This window comes from Pseudomonas putida (genome assembly GCF_003228315.1).
Lineage (GTDB): Bacteria > Pseudomonadota > Gammaproteobacteria > Pseudomonadales > Pseudomonadaceae > Aquipseudomonas > Aquipseudomonas putida_S.
In genome coordinates, this window is the sequence record NZ_CP029693.1 from 3,243,107 (window position 1) to 3,266,363 (window position 23,257).

At 60.0% G+C, this 23,257-nt stretch carries 25 protein-coding genes, 1 pseudogene and 1 riboswitch; of the genes and pseudogenes, 12 read left to right on the forward strand and 14 right to left on the reverse strand.

Going from position 1 to position 23,257, the window contains the following annotated elements; genetic code table 11:
- Positions 1 to 87: 87 nt before the first annotated feature.
- Positions 88 to 1,770, reverse strand: a complete 1,683-nt coding sequence (locus tag DKY63_RS15050; RefSeq protein ID WP_110964830.1) for a fatty acid--CoA ligase — start codon at positions 1,768 to 1,770, stop codon at positions 88 to 90.
- 276 nt (positions 1,771 to 2,046) lie between these two features.
- Here DKY63_RS15050 and DKY63_RS15055 point away from each other — a divergent pair, with 276 nt between their 5' ends.
- On the forward strand, positions 2,047 to 2,940 hold the full coding sequence (locus tag DKY63_RS15055) for a glycosyltransferase family 2 protein (protein WP_110967930.1): 894 nt from the start codon (positions 2,047 to 2,049) through the stop codon (positions 2,938 to 2,940).
- 47 nt (positions 2,941 to 2,987) lie between these two features.
- The gene (locus DKY63_RS15060) at positions 2,988 to 3,626 is read left to right on the forward strand and encodes a CatB-related O-acetyltransferase (RefSeq protein ID WP_110964831.1); all 639 of its coding nucleotides are present in this window, start codon (positions 2,988 to 2,990) and stop codon (positions 3,624 to 3,626) included.
- A gap of 44 nt (positions 3,627 to 3,670) precedes the next feature.
- Here DKY63_RS15060 and DKY63_RS15065 read toward each other — a convergent pair whose 3' ends face one another.
- Complete coding sequence (locus DKY63_RS15065; RefSeq protein WP_110964832.1) at positions 3,671 to 4,300, reverse strand: LysE family translocator; 630 nt, start codon at positions 4,298 to 4,300, stop codon at positions 3,671 to 3,673.
- 91 nt (positions 4,301 to 4,391) lie between these two features.
- Between DKY63_RS15065 and DKY63_RS15070 the strand changes: the two genes are divergently transcribed.
- The 3 genes from DKY63_RS15070 (at position 4,392) to DKY63_RS15080 (ending at position 7,227) form a co-directional block, all read left to right on the forward strand.
- Positions 4,392 to 5,357 carry a 2-hydroxyacid dehydrogenase gene (locus DKY63_RS15070; RefSeq protein ID WP_110964833.1) on the forward strand — a complete coding sequence of 322 codons (966 nt, stop codon included), beginning with the start codon at positions 4,392 to 4,394 and terminating at the stop codon, positions 5,355 to 5,357.
- Positions 5,358 to 5,390: 33 nt separating this feature from the next.
- Entirely contained in the window at positions 5,391 to 6,389 is a 999-nt protein-coding gene (locus DKY63_RS15075) for a class I SAM-dependent methyltransferase (RefSeq protein ID WP_110964834.1), read from the forward strand.
- Positions 6,390 to 6,428: 39 nt separating this feature from the next.
- Positions 6,429 to 6,553, forward strand: a riboswitch (yybP-ykoY riboswitch).
- 89 nt (positions 6,554 to 6,642) lie between these two features.
- Entirely contained in the window at positions 6,643 to 7,227 is a 585-nt protein-coding gene (locus DKY63_RS15080; RefSeq protein WP_110964835.1) for a TMEM165/GDT1 family protein, read from the forward strand.
- A 148-nt stretch (positions 7,228 to 7,375) separates the two neighbouring features.
- On the opposite strand, the gene DKY63_RS15085 is transcribed toward DKY63_RS15080, so the two are convergent.
- Positions 7,376 to 8,191 (reverse strand): M48 family metallopeptidase, encoded by an 816-nt coding sequence (locus DKY63_RS15085; protein ID WP_110964836.1) that lies wholly within the window; start codon positions 8,189 to 8,191, stop codon positions 7,376 to 7,378.
- A 1,374-nt stretch (positions 8,192 to 9,565) separates the two neighbouring features.
- Here DKY63_RS15085 and DKY63_RS33100 point away from each other — a divergent pair.
- Positions 9,566 to 9,763 (forward strand): annotated as a pseudogene (locus DKY63_RS33100) (HAMP domain-containing protein); the annotation flags it as partial.
- 111 nt (positions 9,764 to 9,874) lie between these two features.
- Entirely contained in the window at positions 9,875 to 10,618 is a 744-nt protein-coding gene (locus DKY63_RS33105; RefSeq protein WP_430523156.1) for a methyl-accepting chemotaxis protein, read from the forward strand.
- Positions 10,619 to 10,754: 136 nt separating this feature from the next.
- On the opposite strand, the gene DKY63_RS15095 is transcribed toward DKY63_RS33105, so the two are convergent.
- From DKY63_RS15095 to DKY63_RS15105, 3 genes are read right to left on the reverse strand one after another with little or no spacing between them, the layout of a single operon-like run.
- Complete coding sequence (locus DKY63_RS15095; protein WP_110964838.1) at positions 10,755 to 11,378, reverse strand: SOS response-associated peptidase; 624 nt, start codon at positions 11,376 to 11,378, stop codon at positions 10,755 to 10,757.
- Positions 11,379 to 11,414: 36 nt separating this feature from the next.
- Complete coding sequence (locus DKY63_RS15100) at positions 11,415 to 11,675, reverse strand: putative signal transducing protein (RefSeq protein WP_110964839.1); 261 nt, start codon at positions 11,673 to 11,675, stop codon at positions 11,415 to 11,417.
- An 8-nt stretch (positions 11,676 to 11,683) separates the two neighbouring features.
- On the reverse strand, positions 11,684 to 11,866 hold the full coding sequence (locus DKY63_RS15105) for a CPXCG motif-containing cysteine-rich protein (RefSeq protein ID WP_110964840.1): 183 nt from the start codon (positions 11,864 to 11,866) through the stop codon (positions 11,684 to 11,686).
- 139 nt (positions 11,867 to 12,005) lie between these two features.
- On the opposite strand from DKY63_RS15105, the gene DKY63_RS15110 reads away from it, so the two are divergent.
- Positions 12,006 to 13,172: a 1-acyl-sn-glycerol-3-phosphate acyltransferase gene (locus DKY63_RS15110; protein WP_110964841.1), complete on the forward strand. Its 1,167-nt coding sequence runs from the start codon at positions 12,006 to 12,008 to the stop codon at positions 13,170 to 13,172.
- A gap of 39 nt (positions 13,173 to 13,211) precedes the next feature.
- On the opposite strand, the gene DKY63_RS15115 is transcribed toward DKY63_RS15110, so the two are convergent.
- On the reverse strand, positions 13,212 to 13,490 hold the full coding sequence (locus tag DKY63_RS15115) for a hypothetical protein (RefSeq protein ID WP_110964842.1): 279 nt from the start codon (positions 13,488 to 13,490) through the stop codon (positions 13,212 to 13,214).
- Positions 13,491 to 13,722: 232 nt separating this feature from the next.
- A complete protein-coding gene (locus DKY63_RS15120; protein ID WP_110964843.1) occupies positions 13,723 to 14,307 on the reverse strand; it encodes a YajG family lipoprotein in 585 nt (194 codons plus the stop codon).
- Positions 14,308 to 14,513: 206 nt separating this feature from the next.
- On the opposite strand from DKY63_RS15120, the gene DKY63_RS15125 reads away from it, so the two are divergent.
- Positions 14,514 to 14,747, forward strand: a complete 234-nt coding sequence (locus DKY63_RS15125; RefSeq protein WP_110964844.1) for a hypothetical protein — start codon at positions 14,514 to 14,516, stop codon at positions 14,745 to 14,747.
- Between the two features lie 740 nt (positions 14,748 to 15,487).
- A complete protein-coding gene (gene mqo, locus DKY63_RS15130; RefSeq protein WP_110964845.1) occupies positions 15,488 to 16,999 on the forward strand; it encodes a malate dehydrogenase (quinone) in 1,512 nt (503 codons plus the stop codon).
- 63 nt (positions 17,000 to 17,062) lie between these two features.
- On the opposite strand, the gene DKY63_RS15135 is transcribed toward mqo, so the two are convergent.
- The 4 genes from DKY63_RS15135 to DKY63_RS15150 form a co-directional block, all read right to left on the reverse strand.
- Complete coding sequence (locus DKY63_RS15135) at positions 17,063 to 17,350, reverse strand: PA4642 family protein (RefSeq protein WP_110964846.1); 288 nt, start codon at positions 17,348 to 17,350, stop codon at positions 17,063 to 17,065.
- Positions 17,351 to 17,413: 63 nt separating this feature from the next.
- A complete protein-coding gene (locus tag DKY63_RS15140) occupies positions 17,414 to 17,899 on the reverse strand; it encodes a hypothetical protein (protein WP_110964847.1) in 486 nt (161 codons plus the stop codon).
- A gap of 165 nt (positions 17,900 to 18,064) precedes the next feature.
- Positions 18,065 to 18,538 (reverse strand): WbuC family cupin fold metalloprotein, encoded by a 474-nt coding sequence (locus DKY63_RS15145; RefSeq protein ID WP_110964848.1) that lies wholly within the window; start codon positions 18,536 to 18,538, stop codon positions 18,065 to 18,067.
- Positions 18,539 to 18,541: 3 nt separating this feature from the next.
- Complete coding sequence (locus DKY63_RS15150; protein ID WP_110964849.1) at positions 18,542 to 19,099, reverse strand: hypoxanthine-guanine phosphoribosyltransferase; 558 nt, start codon at positions 19,097 to 19,099, stop codon at positions 18,542 to 18,544.
- 175 nt (positions 19,100 to 19,274) lie between these two features.
- Between DKY63_RS15150 and upp the strand changes: the two genes are divergently transcribed.
- On the forward strand, positions 19,275 to 19,913 hold the full coding sequence (upp, locus tag DKY63_RS15155; RefSeq protein ID WP_096509110.1) for a uracil phosphoribosyltransferase: 639 nt from the start codon (positions 19,275 to 19,277) through the stop codon (positions 19,911 to 19,913).
- Between the two features lie 2 nt (positions 19,914 to 19,915).
- Positions 19,916 to 21,190, forward strand: a complete 1,275-nt coding sequence (locus DKY63_RS15160) for a uracil-xanthine permease family protein (RefSeq protein ID WP_110964850.1) — start codon at positions 19,916 to 19,918, stop codon at positions 21,188 to 21,190.
- Positions 21,191 to 21,302: 112 nt separating this feature from the next.
- Here DKY63_RS15160 and hemH read toward each other — a convergent pair whose 3' ends face one another.
- The gene (gene hemH / locus DKY63_RS15165; RefSeq protein WP_110964851.1) at positions 21,303 to 22,325 is read right to left on the reverse strand and encodes a ferrochelatase; all 1,023 of its coding nucleotides are present in this window, start codon (positions 22,323 to 22,325) and stop codon (positions 21,303 to 21,305) included.
- Between the two features lie 13 nt (positions 22,326 to 22,338).
- The gene (locus DKY63_RS15170) at positions 22,339 to 23,241 is read right to left on the reverse strand and encodes a TIGR01777 family oxidoreductase (RefSeq protein WP_110964852.1); all 903 of its coding nucleotides are present in this window, start codon (positions 23,239 to 23,241) and stop codon (positions 22,339 to 22,341) included.
- Positions 23,242 to 23,257 lie beyond the last annotated feature (16 nt).

Genomic DNA, 23,257 nt, shown 5'->3' on the forward strand with positions numbered 1-23,257 from the left:
GGCAAGGATGGCTGAAAATACGGATTTGACAAGCCAAGCGCTTGCTTGGTGGGGCTGGCGCGCCCTTTCGGGCACGCCGCGGGAGGATTAAAGCGTCGAGAGGAAGGTGCTGTTGGTGGCTTGCCATTCGCTGATGTCGAGGCGAATTTTCTTCTTGTCGAGCTTGCCGACACTGGTCTTGGGAATTTCAGTAACAAGGGCAATCTGACTCGGGATCGCCCATTTGCTCAGGTGTCCCAACTCCACGAAAGGCTTGAGATGTTCCTTGAGTTCCCGGGCCCCGACCACATGGCCTTCACGCACGACCAGCAAGGCAAACGGGCGCTCGCCCCACTGTGGATCGGCAATTCCCACCACTGCTACTTCGCGTACCGCCACGTGTCGACTGATCAGGTCTTCGAGGTCCAGAGAGGAGATCCATTCACCCCCCGTCTTGATCACGTCCTTGATCCGGTCGCGAATATCGATCACACCCATGCTGTCCAGCGTGGCGACGTCACCGGTGTGCAGCCATCCGCCCGCCCAGAGCTCAGCGCCTTTCTGCGGTTCGTTGAAATAACCCTCGGTAAGCCACGGCGCACGCAGCACCAGTTCGCCCTGGGTCTCGCCATCCGCCGGAAGGAAATTGCCGTCGGTATCGACGATTGCAGCCTCCACCAATGGTCCCGGTACGCCAGCCTTGATCCGGTAGGTGGTGCGCTCGTCTTCGCTGCCGGCCATCAATTCGTCGTTGAGGTGCGCGCACGAGACCAGCGGCCCGGTTTCCGACATGCCGTAAGCCGCCGTCAGCTGAATGCCCTTGGCCTTGGCCGCTTCGTAGAGCGCACGATTGAGCGCACTGCCGCCAATGACGATTTTCCAGCCGCCGAAATCGATGTTTTGCGCCGCCTTGGCGTTGAGGACCATTTGCAGGATGGTCGGCACGCAGTGGGAAAACGAGACCTTCTCCTTGCGCCACAACTCGACCAGGAACTCCGGATCGTAGCGCCCCGGATAAACCTGCTTGAGCCCCAGCATGGTCGCCACATACGGCAGCCCCCAGGCATGCACGTGGAACATCGGGGTGATCGGCATGTACACGTCATTGGTGCCGAGCAGGCGCACGCTGTCGATGGCGCCCATGATGGTCGACACGCCCATCGTATGCAGGACCAGTTGCCGATGGGTGAAGTACACACCCTTGGGATTACCGGTGGTGCCCGTGGTGTAGAAAGTGGTTGCGACCGAATTTTCGTCGAAGTCCTGAAAGTCGTACTGCGGGCTCGCGGCGGCCAGCAACTGCTCGTACTCGCCGATCAGGTTCGGCAGGTCGGCGGTCTTTTCCGGCAGGTCGGTCAGCAGCAGGGTTTTCTCGACCGTGGTCAGGTGCCCTGCAATTGCCTTGTACAGGCCCACGAACTCGCTGTTGACCAGCACGTAGCGGTCCTCGGCGTGATTCATGGTGTAGAGGATCTGCTCCGGTGACAGGCGCACATTGATGGTGTGGATCACTGCACCAATCATCGGAATGGCGAACATGCACTCCAGATAGCGATGGCTGTCCCAATCCATGACCGCGACCGTGTCCCCGGGTTTGACCCCGGCCGCCGTCAGCACATTGGCCAGGCGCGCGACACGTTCGATCAGTGTCGGATAGCTGTAGCGCAACTGGTCGCGGTAAACGATTTCGCGGGTTTTCTCATATCGTGTCCCGGACATCAGCAACCGTTTGATCAGCAGCGGATACTGGTAAGCGCCTTCGGCTGGGGGGATAACACGTGTCTGCAACATAAGAACCCCTTTTTCTGACTGCACGGTCGTGGCTGAAAGCAAGCACTGTAGTGCGCCTTTTCGCCGGCCAAATCAGCCAAAGGAATGATTTGCAGAGCCGCATAAATGCTAGCCTTGCGCCATTATCACTTACGTTTCAAACACAACGTTGTGATGGATGGCACAATGTCTTTCGTGCGAGCCTATGTATCCTTTGCGAAACAATGGCCCATCGACCTGTCAGCCGTCTGGTTTCAAGGCATTTCTCGTCAACAGCGATCGGTACTGCAAACCACAATGAACGATAACGCGACACCTCTTGCCGGTTCCGCCAAATCGCAAGCGCCCCTGGTTTCCATCGTGGCGCCTTGCTACAACGCGGAAAAGTATCTGGAGGAGGCCATCCAAAGCATCTTTGCCCAGGACTATCCGAACTTCGAAGTGATCATTGTCGACGATGGGTCGAGCGACAACAGCGTCGCCATGCTCAAGCAACTGCAGAAAACCCATGACTTCCAGCTCTACACGCAACCCAACCAGGGGGTCAGTGCGGCGCTCAATCATGGTTTGCAGTATGCCAAGGGAGAATACGTCTCGACGCCCGATCTGGACGACATCATGCTCCCGCAGTCACTGCGCATAAGAGCCGATTACCTGGATAAACATCCGAATGTCGGCTGCGTGGGCGCACTGATCATTTACATGGACAGCGATGGCAAGACCATCAAGCAGCAACAGCGCGACAAGATCCATGTGTATGACTTCGATCAGATTTTAAGCGGAGCCATCGTAATCGGTGCACCCGCCGCGCTCTATCGCATGAGTGCGATGCGCAGTGCCGGTTTCTACGCACCGCACCTGCGGGTCCAGGACTTCCAGATGACCTTGCGCATTGCCCGGCTCGGTTACGAAATCCATGAATTGCCGGTCTGTGTGACCCGCTATCGGCGGCACGCCAATAACCTGTCGAAAAAGTACAAAGTGCTGCTCCAGGCGGACCTTGAGGCCATCGAGCCGTACATGAGTCATCCTGCCTATCAGAGTGCCCGTGCCCATCTGGTGAACAAGGCCCTTAAGTACGCGGTTGTCGAAGACAAGAAAGAGGCCTGGAAACTGCTGCGCTCCATCCCCTGGCGCCACATGAACGGAACCACCTTCAGGCGTTTCAAGCGACTAGTCCTGAAACGTTAGATACGCCCGCTGACCGCTCTCTTTTCCCCCGTTTTCCAGGCTTGCCAATGAAATTCCTAGAAAAACTCAAAGAACGAAAAACCAGAAAACATCTCAAGCGCCTGGAAAAACTGCAAAGGGCACCGGAAAAAATCCGCTTGCGCTACCCCCGCTACGAGATCGGTGTGGGCACCTATGGCATCCCGGAGGTCATGGAGTTCGGTGACGATACGATTCTGAAAGTCGGCTCCTACACTTCGATCGCCGAAGGCGTAAAGATCCTGTTGGGCGGCGGGCATCGCACCGACTGGGTCAGCACCTACCCCTTTCCCCTGATGATTGATGAAGCCCGGGACATTCCCGGCGCCAGCCCGACCAAGGGCGATGTGGTAATCGGCAGCGATTGCTGGATCTGCGCCGACGTCATGATCCTGTCCGGCGTGACTATCGGCCATGGTGCCGTCGTGGCGGCAGGTGCCGTCGTGACCCGCGACGTCGAGCCCTACGCAATCGTCGGCGGCAACCCCTGCCGCCACATCCGCTGGCGCTTTGAAGAAGACGTGCGCCGTGAGTTGCTGGCATGCGCGTGGTGGGACTGGCCCATGGAAGAGGTCAAGGTCGCGTCGCGGATTTTATGCAGCAGCGATATGGAGGGCTTTCTGGAGTACGCCCGCCAGCGTCAGGCGTCGAAGGCCGTCGCCCACTGATCGTGTGGCTGCGACGGGATACGCCGCAGCCATTTCAACCAGACTCAATGCATCTCGGTAAACGCGAGCTTCACACCGATGGCGATCAACACCGCACCCATGGTCCGGTCAAACCAGTGCCCCATTCGAGCAAAACCTGCGCGCACGCGCTGCTGGCTGAACAGCATCGCCACCAGGCAAAACCAGGTTGCCGTCGCTGCCGCGAGGTAGATCCCGTAACCGGCCTGCACCATCAGCGGGGTGTGCGGGTTGATGACCACGGTGAACAACGACAGGAAGAACAGCGTGGCCTTCGGGTTGAGACCGTTGGTCACGAAGCCTGCGGTGAAGGCGCCGCGCGCCGTACGCTCACCCGCCTCTTTGTGCAGATTGTCCGCCACCGGCTTGGCCGGCTGTGCACGCAATGCCTTGAAGCCGATGTACAGCAGGTAAGCGGCGGCGGCCCATTTGAGCGCGTTGAACAGCATGATCGATTGCGACACGATCAGACCGATACCCAGCAGCGAATACCCCACATGCAGGAAAATCGCCGTACCAACGCCCAGTGCCGTCCAGGTGCCGGCTCGACGCCCATGGGTCACGCTTTCACGCACCACCACGGCAAAATCCGGGCCCGGGCTGGCCACCGCCAGCAGGTGAATCAGGGCAACGGTCAAGAATTCTGTCCAATACATGAGGGCTCCTTCAGGCCAAGCGTAACTATTTATTTCATCTGATAGGCTGGGCAGATTACGCCTTCAGTCCATTGCACAAAAGGTACAGTTGATGACGAACAACCGCCGCGCCGTTTTCCTCGATCACCCGTCCCTGGATCTTGGCGATCTGGATCTCGACCCACTGCGCGGGTGCTTCAGCGAATTGAAGTTATTCGCCCAGACACTGCCCGATCAGGTGATCGAACACCTCAAGGGCGCCACCGTCGCCATCACCAACAAGATCATGATCGACGCTGCCGCCATTGCCGCCAGCCCTGATCTGAAGCTGATCCTGATCACCGCCACCGGCACCAACAACGTCGACCTCGCCGCCGCCCGCGCCCATGGCATCACCGTGTGCAACTGCCAGGGCTATGGCACACCGTCCGTGGCGCAACACACCATCATGCTGTTGCTCAACCTGGCAACACGCCTGGGCGACTATCAGAAAGCTGTCGGTGAAGGTCGCTGGCAGCAAGCCAAACAGTTCTGCCTGCTCGACTACCCGATCGTCGAACTGGAGGGCAAAACCCTGGGCCTGCTGGGCCACGGAGAACTGGGCGGCGCCGTCGCGCGACTGGCAGAAGCGTTCGGCATGCGCGTATTGCTGGGTCAGATTCCGGGGCGCCCTGCCCGACCCGACCGCCTGCCGCTGGATCAATTGCTGCCGCAGATCGATGCGCTGACCCTGCACTGCCCCCTCAACGAACACACCCGGCACTTCATCGGCGCCCGTGAACTGGCCTCGATGAAACCCGGTGCATTCGTGGTCAACACCGCCCGTGGCGGCCTGATCGATGAGCAAGCGCTGGCCGATGCCTTGCGCAACGGTCACCTGGGCGGCGCCGCCACCGACGTGCTGAGCGTGGAGCCTCCGGTCAACGGCAATCCGTTGCTGGCCAACGACATCCCGCGCCTGATCGTCACCCCGCACAACGCCTGGGGCAGCCGCGAAGCTCGCCAGCGGATCGTGGGCCAGGTCACCGAAAACGCCTTGGGCTATTTCAGCGGTAAGGCATTGCGAGTCGTCAGTTGATAAACTGCGGCACTTTTTTTCACAGGAGCAGTTATGGATCCGCGCAGTGAAGTACTGCTTCGTCAGGCTGAATTATTCCAGGGCGCCGTGCTGCTCGCCGGCTTGCCCGCCGATGACTTGCTCGGCCGCCTGCCCGCCGCGCGCGGTTGGTGCTGGCATGCCGGCGACCAGGCCGCGCTGGATGCACGCTTTGAAGGGCGTAGCGATTTTGGTGTGAACGTGCCGGCATTCGAATTTGAAGCCGCCGTAGTGTTTCTGCCCAAGGCCAAGGATCTGACCGACTACATCCTCAACGCCGTCGCCTCGCGACTGGAAGGTCGCGAGGTGTTTCTGGTCGGGGAGAAAAAAAGCGGCATCGAAGGCGCAGCCAAGCAACTGAACCCGTTCGGCAAGCCGCGCAAGCTCGACAGCGCACGTCATTGCCAGCTCTGGCAGGTCACCGTGGCCAATGCTCCGCCAGCCAAACCGCTGGAAAGCCTGGCCCAGGAATACGAACTGCCACTGGCCGAAGGCCCGCTCAAGGTCATCAGCCTGCCGGGCGTGTTCAGCCATGGCCGACTGGATCGCGGCAGCGCGCTGTTGCTGGAGCATCTGGACAAACTGCCGGGCGGGCACTTGCTGGACTTCGGCTGTGGAGCCGGCGTGTTGGGCGCTGCGGTAAAACGTCGCTACCCACACAATCAGGTGACGATGCTGGATGTCGACGCATTTGCCGCCGCCAGCAGCCGTTTGACCCTGGCAGCCAACGGCCTGGAAGCCGAGGTGATCACCGGTGATGGCATCGACGCCGCCCCCATGGGTTTGAGTGCGATCCTGAGCAATCCGCCGTTCCATGTCGGGGTTCACACCGACTATTACGCGACGGAGAACTTGCTGCGAAAAGCGGCCAAACATCTGAAAAACGGCGGCGAACTTCGCCTGGTTGCCAACAGCTTCCTGAAGTACCAGCCGTTGATCGAAGAGCATCTGGGCCCGTGCGCAATCAAGGCCGAAGGACAGGGCTTTCGAATCTACCGGGCCAAGCGCGGGTAGAAATTTCTGCTTGCACGATGGGTTTTGCCTAGGCAGAATCCGCTCCGTCCTAGGGGAGTAGTCTCCCACGAGCGCCATGCTCGTCCGGCGTGCGTCAACATACTTGGTCCTCAGACCATGGCGCACGCGACCCAAGCGACCGCATCAGACGGATCGCAGGGTTTGACAAGACCTATGACACGAACACCTTACCCGGGGCGGGAAGGCTGTACGTGTCATAGCCGTGTCGACCCGCCCCTTAGGAAAACCCCTGATGCTGGATTCATTACTCGTTCCCACCGCAATCGTTGCCTTGGCCGAAATCGGCGACAAGACGCAACTGCTCGCGCTCATTCTCGCTGCCCGTTTCCGTAAACCCTGGCCGATCATCGCCGGCATCGTTGCCGCGACCCTGGCCAACCACGCGGCAGCCGGTGCGGTAGGTGCCTGGGTCGGCAGCTTCTTCTCGGACACGTTATTGCACTGGATCCTCGCGGCGAGCTTTGCGGCCACCGCACTGTGGACCCTGGTGCCGGACAAGATGGATGACGACGAAGCCAGCACCGCCCGCAAGTTCGGACCGTTCCTGACGACGCTGATTGCGTTCTTCCTGGCGGAAATCGGTGACAAGACCCAGATCGCGACCGTGATGCTCGCGGCGCAGTATCCAGAGTTGTGGCTGGTGATCATCGGCACCACCGCCGGCATGCTGATTGCCAACGTTCCGGTGGTTCTGGCGGGTAACTTCGCTGCGGACAAATTGCCACTGGCGCTGATTCGCCGGCTGGCGGCTTCGGCGTTCTTCATCCTGGCAATTGTCGCGGTGTACAAGGCGATGCAGAGCAGTGGGTGGGTTTGACGTGACAGGTCAATAGACCGCGTCATCGTTCATCGCGAGCAGGCTCGCTCCCACCTATGATCTTCAGCGAACACAAAATCCGCGAACAATGAAGATCCACTGTGGGAGCGAGCTTGCTCGCGATGGCGGCATCAGCCGCGCTACAGGACTACTTCTTTGCCTTCTCGTAAAGCGGCATCACCTTCGGAATCGCCGCCTGCAACGAAGCCGTCCGGCTACTGGAAGACGGGTGAGTGCTCATGAACTCCGGTGGCGCGCCTTCGCTGGCCTTGCTCATCTTGCCCCACAGACTGATCGCGGCGTTCGGGTTGTAGCCGGCGCGTGCGGCCAGTTCGAGCCCAATCAAATCCGCTTCGTTTTCGTTTTCACGACTATTGGGCAAGGTCATGCCGTAATTGGCGACCGCATCCGCCAATGCCAGGCTGTCCTGGCCGAGGCCCAACAATGCGCCGGCGCCCTGCTTGGCCATTTCGATCCCGTAAGCCTTGGACATCGCTTCACGACCGTGCTCGCGCAAGGCGTGGGCGATTTCATGCCCCATGACCGCGGCGATTTCATCGTCGGTCAGTTGCAGCTTGTCGATCAGCCCGGTGTAGAAAATGATCTTGCCGCCAGGCCCGCAGTTGGCATTGAGCTCGTCGCTCTTGATCAGATTGACTTCCCACTTCCACTGGGCCGCATCAGGACGGAATGTCGGCGCCTGGGCAATCAGCCGATCGGCAATCGCCTGGACCCGCTTGGCATCGCTGCTGGTCTTGTCCAGCACGCCCTGATTGGTCGCCTCGCCCACCGTCTTTTGATAGGACTGGGCGTACATCTGGTTGACCTCCTGCTCAGACAACATGCTGAACATGTACTGCTTGCGCTCCACGCCGACGGCGCCAGCGCTGGTGGTATTGACCGACTGGCATCCGCCGAGCAGCAGACTGGCGCTCAGGCCACACAACACCAATGTCTTGTTCATCAATTAACTCCCTGAAAAACCTGACCGTTATCCTAGGCGTGTAAATGTATCGACGCCAGATACAACCTGACTTACATCGCAGCTAAGACGCAGAATTCGGACAAAGCTCTCGCCAGCGCAGTAAAAAACTCACAAACCCGGCAAACCCGTGTCGTTTACGAACCGCGACGATCCATTTGCGACATCCACCCTGCAAAAAGCAATGATTTCGACTTGGGCCGCTCATGCCCTTCGAATCCCCTGCCGATATTGCTCCGCAGATGACCTATTGCGTGCGGAGCACCCATGAAATTCAAGTCGATCCAGTTTTCCGTGGCAGCCCTGGCGGGCGCCATCGTTCTCAGTGTGGTGGCAGCGCTGGTGGTCTACGCGCTGTTTTCCGGTGCCCGGACGCAAGACATGGTCCAGGAGCGGACCCAGGCTCAATTCGAGCAGGTCATCGAACAGCGCCTGACCTCCCTGGCACAGACCCAGGTCAGCCAGATCCAGCGTGAACTCGAAGCGCCACTGCTGATCGCCGGCGGCCTGGTGCGTGTGAACACCCTGATCGGTACCAAGGGTGCCGACGGCCAGCCGGCGCTGACCTTGAGCCGCGAGCAGTTGATCGGCCTGATCAAGGAAAACGTCGCCAAAAACCCGAAAATCCTCGGCACCTACATCGGCTGGGAAAAAGACGCGCTGGACCACAACGACGCCGCCTACATCGGCACCCAAGTGGTCGGCATCGACGCCAAGGACGGACGCTTCCTGCCCTGGTGGTTCCGCAACGCGGATGGCAGCCTGGGCCAGGACAAACTGGTGGACGTGGATGACCAGAAAACCCTGTCCACCGGGGTGCGCGCCAGCGAGTACTACCTGTGCTCCAAGGAAACCAAAAAATCCTGCGTGATCGATCCGGCGCCCTACAAGGTCGGCGACAAGATCGTCATGCTTGCCTCCTTCATCGAACCGATCATGCTCAACGGCGCTTTCCAGGGCATTGTCGGCGCCGACCTGTCGGTGAACTTCATCCAGGAAATGCTCCTGGGTGCCAACCAGAAACTCTACGGTGGCGCCGGCGAAATGGCCCTGATCGGCGGTAACGGCCGGATCGTTGCCTACACCAAGGATCCGAGCAAGTTCGGCGAGAAAGTCAGCGACATCCTCGACAGCCAGCAGATTGCCAACATGGCCAATCTCAAGCGCGGCGAAGTCACCTACACCGTCGACAAGGCCCAGGGCCGCATCGAGTTGTACCTGCCCTTCGGTATCGGCCAGACCGATGCCCGCTGGACCATGATGCTGCAATTGCCGCTGAACGCGGTGATGGCCGACTTGCAAAAGCTGCAGGCTGATCTGAACACCCAGCGCAAATCCGACACCTTCGGCATGGCCATGGTCGGCCTGCTGATCGCCGGCCTCGGCTTGCTGGTGATCTGGCTGGTCGGCCACGGCATTGCCCGCCCGCTGAAGCAGATGGTCGCCATGCTCGACGACATCGCTCAAGGCGAAGGCGACCTGACCCGCCGCCTGAGCAGTGATCGCGCCGACGAACTGGGCTCGATCGCCAAGGGCTTCAACACCTTCCTGGCCAAGCTGCAGGCAATGATCACCCAGGTGGTGACGTCGGTGCAGAGTGTCAGCGACTCATCCGAACACACCGCCGATATCGCCATCCGCACCAACACCGGCGTGCACAAGCAAATGGCCGAGATCGACCAGGTGGCCACCGCCGTGCAGGAAATGACCGCTACCGCCCAGGACGTGGCGCGCAACGCGACGCAGGCCGCGCAAGCCGCCAGCCATGCCGACCAGGCGGCCAGCCAGGGCAAACAGATTGTCCATGACACGTCCAATTCCATTGGCGCACTGGCGGTGGAAATCGGTCGCGCGGTGGGCGTGGTGCAGACCCTGGCCAAGGACAGCGAGAACATCAATGCGATCCTCACCGCCATCCGCGGGATTGCCGAACAGACCAACCTGCTGGCGCTGAACGCGGCCATCGAGGCGGCGCGGGCCGGTGAACAGGGGCGTGGTTTTGCGGTGGTGGCCGATGAAGTGCGCAACCTGGCGCAGAAGACCCAGGGCGCTACCGAAGAAATCCAGACCATGATTCAGCAGCTGCAGCAAGGCACGCGGGACGTGGTGCGGGTGATGGAGGACAGCCAGCACCGTACCGATGAAAGCGTGCAGCACGCGGCCAAAGCGGCTGAAGCGCTGGAAACCATCACCCAGGCGGTGTCGGTGATCAATGACATGAACACCCAGATCGCCAGTGCCGCCGAGGAACAAAGCGCGGTGGCGGACGACATCAACCGCAACGTGATCAACATCGGTCAGGTGGCTAATGAAGTGGCGGGTGGCGCGGATGAATCGAGTGCGGCCAGTGCGGACTTGACCAAGCTGGCTGAGCAGCAACGGCGGTTGATCAATCAGTTCAAGGTTTAATCATCGAGGAAGGTCCTGCGGACCTTATCGCGGGCAAGCCTTGCTCCCACAGGATTGCGTCTGGCCCCCCATTGGGAATTGCCTCAATCCCGTAGGAGCAAAGCTTGCTCGCGATGGGGCCGGTACAAACACCCCATTAACCCGGGGTCAAACACTCCGGCCCATTGAGCTTCGGATCATTGACCATGTTCGCCAGCACCCGCTCGCGCAATGCGGCGGGCTCACTGGCCAACAGGGCCTGCAAGGTGTGCAACGGCGTTTGCGGATCGAGCCAGGCCGCCTGCCCCGTCGCATCCAGAATCAACGGCCGACGCTGACTGGCTGCCGGCTGGGTGATCACCGCCGTGCTCAGCCACACCTGCTCCTGCACCGGATAAGCCTCCCAGATGGCCGCGAAAAACAGCGACGAGCCCTCCCCCGGCGTCAGCCAGTACGGGCGTTTGCGCGTGCCGCCACGCCATTCGTAGAAACCGTTGGCCGGCAACAGGCAACGGCGCAAGCGCAGGGCTTCGCGAAACATCGGTTGCTCGGCCACGGTTTCGGCCCGGGCGTGGGCCGGGGTGCGCGACATATCGGTCAGCCACGGTGGTGTAAGCCCCCAGCGCGCACGCGCGAGATTGCGTTGCCCGTTTTCGCCGGCACGCAGGATCAACACCGAATCATTGGGGGAAATGTTCCACTGGGCCTGCTGATCGGCAGGGAAGCCAGGCAGGGCGGCAAAGGCGGGATTCCAGCGAAACAGGGCATAACGTCCACACATGGCGCAGCACAACTCTTGATCGAACGAACGGCCAGCCTAACAGACCAGCGTGCCCGGAAAGCTCTCCGGTTCATCACCGGGGAGCGGCAGCGCGGCATTGTACGCGCTGATCAGCTCGCGGGCGTATTCGGCCTGATCGTTGTCCACCGCCAGGCCCAGCAGTCCGAAAATCGGCAACTCGCCGCTGGCACCGACCAGGTCGCGTCCCACCAGATGCGCCTCGATGCCCTCGCTGGCGAGCATGCCTTGCAGCAATTCGCCTTCCATCAGGTTTTCCGGTTCGTAGATTCGCTGCATATAAACCTTCAATCGTTCTCGCTGAAGACTTCGAGATGCCATTCATCTTCGTGAACCTGCAACACAAAGGTTATCGGCCGACAGCACACCTGACAGTCTTCAATATAGGTCTGATCCCCACCGGACAGGTCCAGCGTGGTTTCGACTTCCTCACCACAATACGGACATTCATAACTTGCAGTCTCCAGCATCGCGGTCTCCCGAGTGACTTGTGCGTATAATCGCCGGTCTATTTGCAGGGCTATTTTTGTCTGACTACTTTTTCAGACCGCGCCCTGCCGGTTTTCGATCAGAACCTTTACTTACCCTAGCCGTTTCTAACAAGAGAGCATGATGGGCGAATTCGATGCCATCCGACCTTACGACGACAGCGAAGTCCCGGCAGTGCTGGCACGACTGCTCGGCGACAAGGCGTTTCTAGATATCCTCACCCACTTCCGCTTTCCGCGTTTTGCCGGTGCCCTGGGCTGGGCGCTCAAACCTCTTATAGCTCATCGTCTGCGTCGTGAGTTCGCCGGTATCACGTCGGTGGCGACCTTGCAGGACAAAGTCGAGCATTACGTCGACCACACCATCGAGCGCGCCACCGACGGGGTGACCTACACCGGTGTCGAGCAGTTCAAGTCCGGCAGCGCCTATCTGTTCATCGCCAACCACCGCGATATCGTGATGGACCCGGCCTTCGTCAACTACGCCGTGTATCACGCCGGCCTGCCGACGCCGCGTATCGCCATCGGCGACAACCTGCTGCAAAAGCCCTTCGTCAGCGACCTGATGCGCCTGAACAAGAGCTTTATCGTGCACCGCTCGATCACCGGCCGCCGCGAGAAAATGGCGGCTTATCAGTTGCTGTCGGCCTACATCAACCATTCGATCCGCAACGATTGCGCGTCCATCTGGATCGCCCAGGCCGAAGGCCGTGCCAAGGACGGCGACGACCGCACCGAGTCGGCGATCCTCAAGATGTTCCACATGAGCCGCAAGGACGAGCCGTTCGGCGAGGTCATCCGTTCGCTGAACCTGACGCCGGTGTCGATCAGCTATGAATACGACCCGTGCGACCAGGCCAAGGCCCGCGAACTCTACATCCGCGCCACCACCGGCACCTACACCAAGGCGCCGGGCGAGGACGATGTGAGCATTGCCAAGGGCATCACTGGCTACAAGGGCCGGGTTCACGTGAACTTTGCAGCGCCCATCACTGAGCTGTATGAAGACACCAAGCAATTGGCGGTCGAGATGGACAAGCAGATTCTGGGCGGCTATCGCCTGTTCCCGGTGCACTACCTGGCTTATGCACAGTGGAAAGACGCCGACCCGCAGTTGCAGGTGCCAAACGCCGCCGAACTGTTCGCGACCGACGAATTGGCCAAGGCCCGGGAACAATGGCAGCAACGCCTGGATGCCTGCCCTGAAGAACATCGCCCCTACCTGGTGCTGCAATATGCGACGCCGGTGCGCAATCAGTATCGGGTCAAGGCCGGGTTGCCGCTGTAACCCCGCATACAACAACGGCGCCTTCGGGCGCCGTTTTCATTAAACCTGTGTGCTGATCCACGACACCAGCAGCGCCAGCCCCATGCAGGCAAAGCCGAAGACGTAGAAAAAGCGATTCATGCGCAGGGTCGCCCAGTCCAGCGCAGGTTCTTCACCGGAACCATTCTGGCGCTGCGCCTGGAGACTGGCCATGGCGCGTTGCTCGCGACGACGGGTGGCATGCAGCAACCATCCGCCCGGGAATGCGAACAGCAAAGCCAGCAGATTGATCAATTTGGCGGGATGGGCGGTAAACAGCGTCATCAAGTGCAGCGACATCACAAGCCTCAAGCAAAACAGGTAGGGCAGACGCCGAGCGACGACCGCGGCCGGGATTCTACCGAATGCCTTTGGGCCTGCCCTCTCTTTCCGACAATTAGCTGATGATTACCCTGGTTTATCTGCCAGAACGCGGACTCCTTCACTGCTCGGTGCATACGCACCTGCTCAGCAGGCATGAAAAAGCCCGGGACCATTGCTGGTACCGGGCTTTTTCGCATCCGGCGAAAGATTATTCGCCGAGAATCTGACCTATCGTCGGATCCTTGAACAGACGGGTCAACGCATCGCTCAGCACGTCACTGACCAGCTTGGTGTTGGTTTCCTGGTTCGGCGCCATGCCGAAACGCTGGTCCAGGGATGAGCCATAACGGCCGCTGTAACGACGGTTGGCGTTCTGCACGTCGGAACGGAAGGTCGCGCCGATGGTTGCCTCGGTCACGTACATGCCTTCTTTAGGCGACTGGTACTTCAGTTCGGCCAGAGTGACGGTCAACTGCGGTGCGTTCATCGCATTGGCGGTCGGGGTGAAACCCAACAGGCGAACGGCGGCTTCGGCCTGGGCCTGCAGCTTTGGCAGGATCTGCGCGCCCTGTACGGTAATCGCGCTGGTCTCCGGGTACAGACCGCCACGGGTGCCCAGGGTTGGCGACGGACGTCCGTCCACCACACGCACCACCACTGGCTGACCATGACCTACCGGTGCCAGTTGCGCCGTCAGTTTCGGTTCCGGGCTCAGTTGTTGCGGACTGTGGGCGCAGCCGACCAGCGTCAAGCTGGTCACAGTGATCAAACCGAACAACAGGCGTTGCAACATGCTCTTCTCTCCATAATCAGGCACAAAAACAGGCCGGCAGTATAGCGGTGCGCCACTGCAGCGAACCAGCGTCGCACGGTGATTACTGAAATCTCTGACACATCCGCCGGACCGGGGTTCCTGTCACAGATTTTTCACCGGCCTTTCACCGGCGCGTCACGACAGTCTGACAATCTAGGCAGCAATCAGCCAAAAGGTCATTTGCCATGCGCTTTCTCGTCTCGCTGTTCGCGCCACGCCCATTGCACCGCTGCTTCGCCCTGCTCGATCACAACGGCCATTGCCAGGCATTCAAGCAATGCAGCCTGCAGCCCATGGGCGACGGATGGGTCGAAATCGAGGAAATCCGCCTCAACTGGCTGCACCAGCCCCTGCCCGCCAGCGCCCGCATCACCGAGCATCAGTCCCGCCCACGGGTACGACAACTGTTGACCACCTGACCAGACGCCTAATAAAAGTCGTTAAACACGCCCATTTCCCTGCATTTCTTAGATACAATCTCCCCCCGATTATAAGGACGTCTCCTGATCGGGCCTCGCAACACCGTCAATGCTCCGGTATTGGCAATCCGCACCGCCCACAGAGAGCCGCCCACACAGATCGAGTGAAGCTGGCGCGCTTGCTGTTCCTCTGGCAAAACCACCACTTTGCGCGAATCTGCAGAGCTGTCATTACGCTCGGTCACTGAGCTGTTTGCCCGATTTGCCCGTCATGTACTCCCTGGCGGCCAACCCTGCGGGCACAGTGCCAGGCTGGGACAGCCCTTTTTGAGGTTCACGTCTTCAAAAGAGCGTGAAAAAAACGGGTTTTCACAACTTCACAAGAGTGTGGCGAGCAAATGAATAGTTTTGCGTTTGGATATGCACCATTAGCGTCTACAACAGCCCGACGACACAGGACCGAGTACTCCTCGAATACCGGGGCCTGAAGCCTGTCCGCTACGGATTTGGTTGCACGAACGGATGTATCGACCATAAGTCGAATTGCCAGTCGCCCGTTGAAATGAGTTCATATGGACTCTGATTAGACCCGGCAGGCAGCGTCCGTCGAAGTTGCAAAAAATTGCGAAGATTCGGACATGGCGATCCTGCCATGAGTTTGAGGGGCATCACTGACTCGCCCCGGAACACCTGGCAGCCATGCCGTCAATTTGGTGCTGCAGATTTTGGAGACGCGTTAAATGGCGCATAACGAAGCAGTCGACGTAGTACTGGTAGGGGCCGGCATCATGAGCGCCACCCTGGCCGTACTGCTCAAAGAGCTCGACCCCGCGATCAAGCTGGAAGTCGTCGAGCTGATGGATTCCGGTGCCGCGGAGAGTTCCAACCCGTGGAACAACGCCGGTACCGGTCACGCCGGCCTGTGCGAGCTGAACTACACGCCGCAGTCTGCCGATGGCAAAGTCGACATCAAGAAAGCCGTGCACATCAACACCCAGTTCGAGGTGTCGAAGCAGTTCTGGTCGTACCTGACCAAAAAAGGCACCTTCGGTTCGTGCAAATCCTTCATCAGTCCGGTGCCGCACCTGAGCTTCGTCCAGGGCGACAAAGGCGTGTCGTTCCTCAAGGAACGCTTCAAGTTGCTGAGCAAGCACCACGCCTTCTCCGACATGGAGTACACCGAAGACAAGGCCAAGATGGCCGAGTGGATGCCGCTGATGATGCCAGGTCGGGCGAAGGATGAAGTCCTCGCCGCCACCCGCGTGATCAATGGTACCGACGTCAACTTCGGCGCCCTGACCAACCAGTTGCTCAAGCACCTGACCAGCGCCCCCGATGCGCAGGTCAAGTACTGCAAGCGCGTGACCGGCCTGAAACGCAACAAGAGCGGCGGCTGGACCGTCAGCATCAAGGACGTCAACAGCGGCAACAGCCGTGAAGTCGATGCCAAATTCGTCTTCCTCGGCGCTGGCGGTGCGGCATTGCCGCTGCTGCAGGCTTCGGGCATTGAAGAGAGCAAGGGCTTCGGCGGTTTCCCGATCAGCGGCCAGTGGCTGCGCTGCGACAACCCGGAAGTGGTCAAGCACCACCAGGCCAAGGTTTACAGCCAGGCTGCGGTGGGTTCGCCACCGATGTCCGTGCCGCACCTGGACACCCGCGTCGTCGACGGCAAGAAGTCCCTGCTGTTCGGGCCGTACGCCGGTTTCACCACCAAGTTCCTCAAGCATGGTTCCTTCATGGACCTGCCGATGTCGGTTCGCGCCGGCAACATCGGCCCGATGCTGGCGGTGGCGAAAAACAACATGGACCTGACCAAGTACCTGGTCAGCGAAGTGATGCAATCGATGGAGCAGCGCCTGGACTCCCTGCGCCGCTTCTACCCGGAAGCCAAAGCCGAAGACTGGCGCCTGGAAGTGGCCGGCCAACGGGTGCAGATCATCAAGAAAGACCCGAAAAAAGGCGGCATCCTGCAATTCGGTACCGAACTGGTCGCGGCCAAGGACGGCTCTCTTGCCGCCCTGCTCGGCGCTTCGCCAGGTGCATCGGTGACCGTTTCGATCATGCTGGAACTGATCGAAAAATGCTTCCCGGGCAAAGCTTCCGGCGAATGGGCTGCCAAACTAGCGGAAATCTTCCCGGCTCGCGAAAAAGTCCTGGAAACCGACGCTGCGCTGTATCGCAAGATCAACACGCAGAACAACGTCGCCCTGGAACTGGTTGAAGCCAGCAGCGAAACCGAAAGCTACGCTTGATCCGGCCCCAATAAAAAACGCCCCGCCCTCATTGAGGGCGGGGCGTTTTTTTATGCCTTCGGATTAACCGCGAGCCTTTTCGATCAGCTCGATGTATTCCGGCGCGTTGCGCTGATCCTGGATCAGGGCAACGAAGTCATTGCCGTGCTCGTCCTTGCCGTTCACGTCATAACCGGCCTCGATGAAGAACGTCAGGAAACGTTCGAAATCGTCGATGCGCAAGCCACGGTAGGCCTTGATCAGTTTGTGCAACGAAGGCGAAGTGGCGTCGACCGGTTCGAAATTGAGGAACAACTTGATCTGCTCATCGCCGATTTCGTCACCAATCACTTGTTTCTTATCTTTACGCATTGCCGGCTCCAGCTCGCAGACATTTCACGGGGCGGGCAGTTTACCCCCGCGCGGGCCCGGCACTCAACGCGGACGAACGCTGCCGGTGTGCAGATCGGCCCAGATATGGCCGTTGGCGTAGCTGAGGAACTGGCAATACACGGTGTCATTGCGCAGCAGATCGATGATCACTCGATACTGAGCCAACGGGTAGTAAAGCGTCAGGGTCTTGCTCTGGTCGTCGTAGACCGGCTTTTTCAGGCTTTTGCTTTCGCCATCGAAATTGACCAGCACCTGGCTGATCGTCGCGCCCTTGTTCAGGGATTTGCCCTTGAGGCGGATCAACAGTGGAGAAGTGACCGGGATAGGTTGCTGGTTGGACTGACGCTGGCTGCCGACCACCACCGAATACTCGGTAACCTGCAACAACTGTTGTTGCTCGGGCTCCGCGTCACGCAGGGTCAGGTCATCCGGGGGCAGGAATTGAGCGTGCATCGGTGCCGGGGCGGCGGCCAGGGGCAGGCTGAGGGTCAGCAACAGGGCGGCGCAGCAGCGGATCAGATGGCTCATGGCGGGCTCCGGAAACGGGGCCGAGCACTCTACCACGCGCGTCCTCCCCTGTAGGAGCGAGCCTGCTCGCGATGGTCGTCAACGATGACGCGGAAAACCTGATACCACGTGGTGTTCTCAGGTCCATCGCGAGCAGGCTCGCTCCTACAGAGGTGGTGTACAAAATCAATCGAACTGCGCGCGCATCCAGGCCTGGTATTCGGCGACACCCGGCTCGCCCTCACGGGGCGCCCAATGTGCCAGCTCACCTTCACCGACCGGCCGATAAGGGCCTGCCTTGCACTCGAACATCAGGCTGTCGGCTTCCAATACCACCAGACCGTGGAACACCCCGGTCGGCAGATCCACGCCGACACAGTCGCCACCGGCCTGCAGGATCTGCTTTTTCACCACTGCGCCGGACTCGTCAAAAATCAACAGCCCAAGGCGCCCCTTGAGGACCAGCAAGGTTTCAGCCTTGTTTTCCCCCAGGTGACGATGAGGCGGGATATAGGTGCCCGGTTGCAGACCGACCGCCATGCGATGACAGGCCTCTTCCATCTGGTGGAAGTTGTGGTGCTGGCGCCCACGCGGATTGGCCCCGGCTTTCTCGGCCAATTCAGTGAACAGCGTTTGATCAAGAAAGCTCGGTGTGGCCATTGCTTACATTCCTTTAACGGCAAAAATTCCGTTGGCGTTGCGCCAGTAACCTTTGTAGTCCATGCCGTAACCGAAGATGTAGCGGTCGATGCACGGCAAACCGACGAAATCGGCCTTCAGGTCCGGGCGAGCCTTGCGGTCGTGGTCCTTGTCGATCAGGACGGCGGTGTGCACTTTACGTGCGCCGGCGTGTTTGCAGAAGTCGATGATTGCGCCCAGGGTGTGACCTTCATCGAGGATGTCGTCGATGATCAGCACGTCACGGTCGATAAACGAGATTTCCGGCTTGGCTTTCCAGAACAGCTCGCCGCCGCTCGTTTCGTTGCGATAGCGGGTGGCGTGCAGGTAGGACGATTCCAGCGGGAAGTTCAGATGGGTCAGCAGCTTGCCGGAGAAAATCAGCCCGCCGTTCATCACACAGAACACCACCGGGTTGCTGTCCGCCAGTTGATCGTTGATTTGCGCACCGACGCGGGCGATGGCCGCCTCGACTTCAGCTTCGGTGTACAGGCAGTCAGCCTCTCGCATGATTTGACGGATATGCTCGAGATTAGCGGACATGGCGCTCTCCAGGGGAATGAGGGGGAGGGTCGATTTCGGAAAAGCGGGCAAAGGTACGCATCCCGAACGGCCAGATCAAGCGTTTGTGGACTAACGTACTCTATGTCTATAGGACATCAACCTCGGATAGATTAATCTAGGCCGGTTTTTTTGCCCGCCGCCGGAGCCTTTTCCCATGCCCATCCTCGAGATCCGCCATCCGCTGATCCGTCACAAACTAGGCCTTATGCGCCGCGCAGACATCAGCACCAAGAATTTCCGTGAGCTCGCTCAGGAAGTCGGCGCCCTGCTCACTTATGAAGCCACCAAAGACCTGCCGCTGGAAACCTACGATATCGAAGGTTGGTGCGGCACCGTGTCGGTGGAAAAAATCGCCGGCAAGAAGATTACCGTGGTGCCGATCCTGCGTGCCGGTATCGGCATGCTCGAAGGCGTGTTGAGCCTGATCCCGGGCGCCAAGGTCAGCGCCGTGGGCGTAGCCCGCAACGAGGAAACCCTCGAAGCCCACACCTACCTTGAGAAACTGGTCCCGGAAATCGACGAGCGCCTGGCCATGATCATCGACCCGATGCTCGCCACCGGCGGTTCGATGGTCGCCACCATCGATCTGTTGAAGAAAGCCGGCTGCAAGGACATCCGCGCCATGGTGCTGGTCGCCGCGCCGGAAGGCATTGCCGTGGTCGAGAAGGCACATCCGGACGTGACCATCTACACCGCCTCCATCGATCAGAAACTCAACGAACACGGTTACATCATCCCGGGCCTGGGCGATGCCGGTGACAAGATCTTCGGCACCAAGCAGAAGGACGCGTGACCATGCAGGATGAGTTCAACGATCCGCTCTGGCGCACGGTGCTGTCTGGCGCGCAGATGCTGTTCGTGGCTTTTGGCGCCCTGGTGCTGATGCCACTGATCACGGGCCTGGACCCGAACGTGGCGCTGTTTACCGCAGGTCTGGGGACGATTCTGTTCCAGATCGTCACCGGGCGTCAGGTGCCGGTGTTTTTGGCGTCGAGCTTTGCCTTCATCACTCCGATCATTCTCGCCAAGGGCCAGTTCGGCCTGGCGGCGACCATGGGCGGCGTGATGGCGGCCGGCTTCGTCTATACCTTCCTCGGCCTGGCCGTGAAGATCAAAGGCACCGGCTTCATCGACCGCCTGCTGCCGCCCGTGGTGATTGGCCCGGTGATCATCTCCATCGGCCTGGCCATGGCGCCGATCGCCGCCAACATGGCGATGGGCAAGGCCGGCGACGGTTCCGAGCTGATTCATTACCAGACGGCCATGATGATCTCGATGCCAGCGCTGCTGACCACCCTGATCGTCGCGGTGTTCGGCAAAGGCATTTTCCGCCTGGTACCGATCATCTCCGGCGTGCTTGTGGGTTTTGGCATGTCGTTCTATTTCGGCGTGGTCGACACCGCGAAGATTGCAATGGCACCGTGGTTCGCCATCCCGAACTTCACTGCACCGGAATTCAACTGGCAGGCGATCCTGTTCATCGTTCCGGTGGCACTGGCGCCGGCCATCGAGCACATCGGCGGCGTGATTGCGGTGGGCAGCGTGACCGGTCGCGACTACCTGAAGAAGCCAGGCCTGCATCGCACCCTGCTCGGTGACGGCATCGCCACCACCGCAGCCGGCCTGTTCGGCGGCCCGCCCAACACCACCTATGCCGAAGTGACTGGCGCGGTGATGCTGACCAAGAACTACAACCCGAAAATCATGACCTGGGCGGCGATCTTCGCCATCAGCCTGGCGTTCATCGGCAAATTCGGCGCGTTGCTGCAGAGCATTCCGGTGCCGGTGATGGGCGGGATTCTGTGCCTGTTGTTCGGTTCGATCGCGGCGGTGGGCATGAACACGCTGATTCGCCACAAGATCGACCTGGGCGAAGCGCGCAATCTGGTGATCGTCTCGGTAACCCTGGTGTTCGGGATTGGTGGCGTACTCGTCGGCACCGGTACCGGTCCGGACGATTTCGGCCTCAAAGGCATCGCGCTGTGCGCGGTGGTGGCGATTGCGCTGAACCTGATCCTGCCGGGCAATGACAGCTGGAAGCACAAGAAGGCGGATGAGCCGCTGATTTAATTGGCCTTCAGTACGCCATCGCGGGCAAGCCTTGCTCCTACAGGTTTTATGTCGACCTCACCATTGTGAAACGACGCGAAACCTGTGGGAGCAAGGCTTGCCCGCGATGCTTTTAAAGGGTCAAAGGCGCCCTTTCGCACAACGTGCTCAATGCCCGCGCCCACCGCGGATCATCATTGAGGCACGGCACCAACACCAACTCCTCCCCTCCCGCCTCGCGGAACTGCTCCAACCCGCGATCGCCGATTTCTTCCAGGGTCTCGATGCAGTCAGCCACGAAGGCAGGGCACATCACCAACACCTTCTTTACACCGCTTTTAGCCAGCTCATCGAGGCGCGCTTCGGTATAGGGCTCGATCCATTTGGCGCGTCCCAGGCGCGACTGGAAGGACACCGACCACTTGCCGTCCGGCAGGCCCATGCGCTTGGCAAACTCCCTGGCGGTGCGCAGGCACTGGCCGCGATAACAGGTGGCAACCACTTGCGGCGGCGCACCGGCGCAGCAGTCGCCTTCGCCGTCGAAGCGATGGCCCGGATTGAGTTTGGTCAGGTGTCGTTCCGGCAATCCGTGGAAGCTCAGCAACAAGTGATCGTAATCCTGTTGCAGGTAAGGACTGGCCGTTGCCACGAGGGCGTCGAGGTATTCCGGCTGATCGTAGAACGGCTGGAGCACTGACAGTTGCAGATCGAGTTTCTTGTCGCGCACAACCCGCCTGGCTTCCTCGATCACAGTGGTCGTGGTGCTGTCGGCGAACTGTGGATAAAGCGGTGCCAGGGTGATGCGCTTGTGCCCTTGGGCGACCAGCTTCAACAGGGCGGACTCAATGGACGGCTCGCCGTAACGCATCGCCAGTTCAACCGGACCGTGATGCCATTGCGAGCTCATGGCCTGTTGCAGGCGTCGGCTTAGCACCACCAGCGGCGAGCCCTCCTCCCACCAGATCGAGGCATAGGCGTGGGCCGACTGTTCCGGGCGCTTGATCAGGATCAATGACACCAGCAAACGCCGCACCGGCCATGGCAGGTCGATCACGTAGGGATCCATCAGAAACTGATTGAGGTAGCTGCGCACATCCGCCACCGAGGTGGAGGCCGGTGAGCCCAGGTTGACCAGGAGCAACGCGTGATCGGTCATGCAACGTCCTATTTCAGAGGCGGCTGGACAGATCATCCAGGGCCGCGCGCAAATCAGTGAACTGGAAAGTGAAACCTGCCTTGAGCAAGCGAGCCGGCATGGCTCGCTGACCACCCAACAACAGCAACGACAATTCGCCCAACCCGACCTTCAGCGCAATCGCCGGCATCGGCATGAACGCCGGACGGTGCAGCACGCTACCGAGGGTTTTGGCAAACTCGCGATTGCGCGCCGGCTTCGGTGCGCAGGCATTATAGGGACCGCTGGCTTCATTGCGATGCAGAAGAAAATCGATCAGGGCGATTTGATCGTCGATATGGATCCACGGCATCCACTGCCGACCATTGCCAATCGGCCCGCCCAGCCCCAGTTTGAACGGCAATAACAGCCGCGACAAAAAGCCGCCCTCGGCCGACAGCACCAGCCCGGTGCGGATGAGTATCACGCGAATGCCCAAGGCTTCGGCACGCTGGGCCGTTTCCTCCCAGGCAATACACAACTGACTGGCGAAATCGTCGATTACCGGTGGCGACGCCTCAGTCAGTTCACGCTCGCCGCCATCGCCATACCAGCCCACGGCGGAACCGGAAATCATCAGCCGTGGTTTCTGCTCCCGGCTTTCGAGCCAGGCCAGCAGAGTTTCCGTCAGGGTAATGCGACTGCTCCATAACAACGCTTTGCGCTTGTGCGTCCATGGACGATCGGCGATCGGTGCGCCGGCGAGATTGACGATGGCATCGACAGGCTCCTGCCCCACTTCCTCCAGTCGAGCGATTCCCCGCACTTGAGCACCACAGATTTTCGCCACTTTGACCGGCGTGCGACTCCACACAGTCAGCCGATGCCCCTGACTCAACCAGTGCCGACAGAGCTGACGTCCTATCAAACCAGTACCGCCGGTCAGCAATATGTGCATGACTTCTTCCTCGCGT

Coding starts and splice junctions, on each gene's coding strand:
- DKY63_RS33105 (WP_430523156.1), top strand. CDS start 9,875: ATGGCCGAGATCGACCAGGTGGCCACCGCCGTGCAGGAAATGACCGCT.
- DKY63_RS15070 (WP_110964833.1), top strand. CDS start 4,392: ATGACGAACAACCGCCGCGCCGTTTTCCTCGATCACCCGTCCCTGGAT.
- DKY63_RS15140 (WP_110964847.1), bottom strand. CDS start 17,899: ATGAGCCATCTGATCCGCTGCTGCGCCGCCCTGTTGCTGACCCTCAGC.
- DKY63_RS15060 (WP_110964831.1), top strand. CDS start 2,988: ATGAAATTCCTAGAAAAACTCAAAGAACGAAAAACCAGAAAACATCTC.
- DKY63_RS15055 (WP_110967930.1), top strand. CDS start 2,047: ATGAACGATAACGCGACACCTCTTGCCGGTTCCGCCAAATCGCAAGCG.
- upp (WP_096509110.1), top strand. CDS start 19,275: ATGCCCATCCTCGAGATCCGCCATCCGCTGATCCGTCACAAACTAGGC.
- DKY63_RS15150 (WP_110964849.1), bottom strand. CDS start 19,099: ATGTCCGCTAATCTCGAGCATATCCGTCAAATCATGCGAGAGGCTGAC.
- DKY63_RS15065 (WP_110964832.1), bottom strand. CDS start 4,300: ATGTATTGGACAGAATTCTTGACCGTTGCCCTGATTCACCTGCTGGCG.
- DKY63_RS15075 (WP_110964834.1), top strand. CDS start 5,391: ATGGATCCGCGCAGTGAAGTACTGCTTCGTCAGGCTGAATTATTCCAG.
- DKY63_RS15080 (WP_110964835.1), top strand. CDS start 6,643: ATGCTGGATTCATTACTCGTTCCCACCGCAATCGTTGCCTTGGCCGAA.
- mqo (WP_110964845.1), top strand. CDS start 15,488: ATGGCGCATAACGAAGCAGTCGACGTAGTACTGGTAGGGGCCGGCATC.
- DKY63_RS15110 (WP_110964841.1), top strand. CDS start 12,006: ATGATGGGCGAATTCGATGCCATCCGACCTTACGACGACAGCGAAGTC.
- DKY63_RS15145 (WP_110964848.1), bottom strand. CDS start 18,538: ATGGCCACACCGAGCTTTCTTGATCAAACGCTGTTCACTGAATTGGCC.
- DKY63_RS15105 (WP_110964840.1), bottom strand. CDS start 11,866: ATGCTGGAGACTGCAAGTTATGAATGTCCGTATTGTGGTGAGGAAGTC.
- DKY63_RS15085 (WP_110964836.1), bottom strand. CDS start 8,191: ATGAACAAGACATTGGTGTTGTGTGGCCTGAGCGCCAGTCTGCTGCTC.
- DKY63_RS15125 (WP_110964844.1), top strand. CDS start 14,514: ATGCGCTTTCTCGTCTCGCTGTTCGCGCCACGCCCATTGCACCGCTGC.
- DKY63_RS15095 (WP_110964838.1), bottom strand. CDS start 11,378: ATGTGTGGACGTTATGCCCTGTTTCGCTGGAATCCCGCCTTTGCCGCC.
- DKY63_RS15115 (WP_110964842.1), bottom strand. CDS start 13,490: ATGTCGCTGCACTTGATGACGCTGTTTACCGCCCATCCCGCCAAATTG.
- DKY63_RS15170 (WP_110964852.1), bottom strand. CDS start 23,241: ATGCACATATTGCTGACCGGCGGTACTGGTTTGATAGGACGTCAGCTC.
- DKY63_RS15135 (WP_110964846.1), bottom strand. CDS start 17,350: ATGCGTAAAGATAAGAAACAAGTGATTGGTGACGAAATCGGCGATGAG.
- hemH (WP_110964851.1), bottom strand. CDS start 22,325: ATGACCGATCACGCGTTGCTCCTGGTCAACCTGGGCTCACCGGCCTCC.
- DKY63_RS15050 (WP_110964830.1), bottom strand. CDS start 1,770: ATGTTGCAGACACGTGTTATCCCCCCAGCCGAAGGCGCTTACCAGTAT.
- DKY63_RS15120 (WP_110964843.1), bottom strand. CDS start 14,307: ATGTTGCAACGCCTGTTGTTCGGTTTGATCACTGTGACCAGCTTGACG.
- DKY63_RS15160 (WP_110964850.1), top strand. CDS start 19,916: ATGCAGGATGAGTTCAACGATCCGCTCTGGCGCACGGTGCTGTCTGGC.
- DKY63_RS15100 (WP_110964839.1), bottom strand. CDS start 11,675: ATGCAGCGAATCTACGAACCGGAAAACCTGATGGAAGGCGAATTGCTG.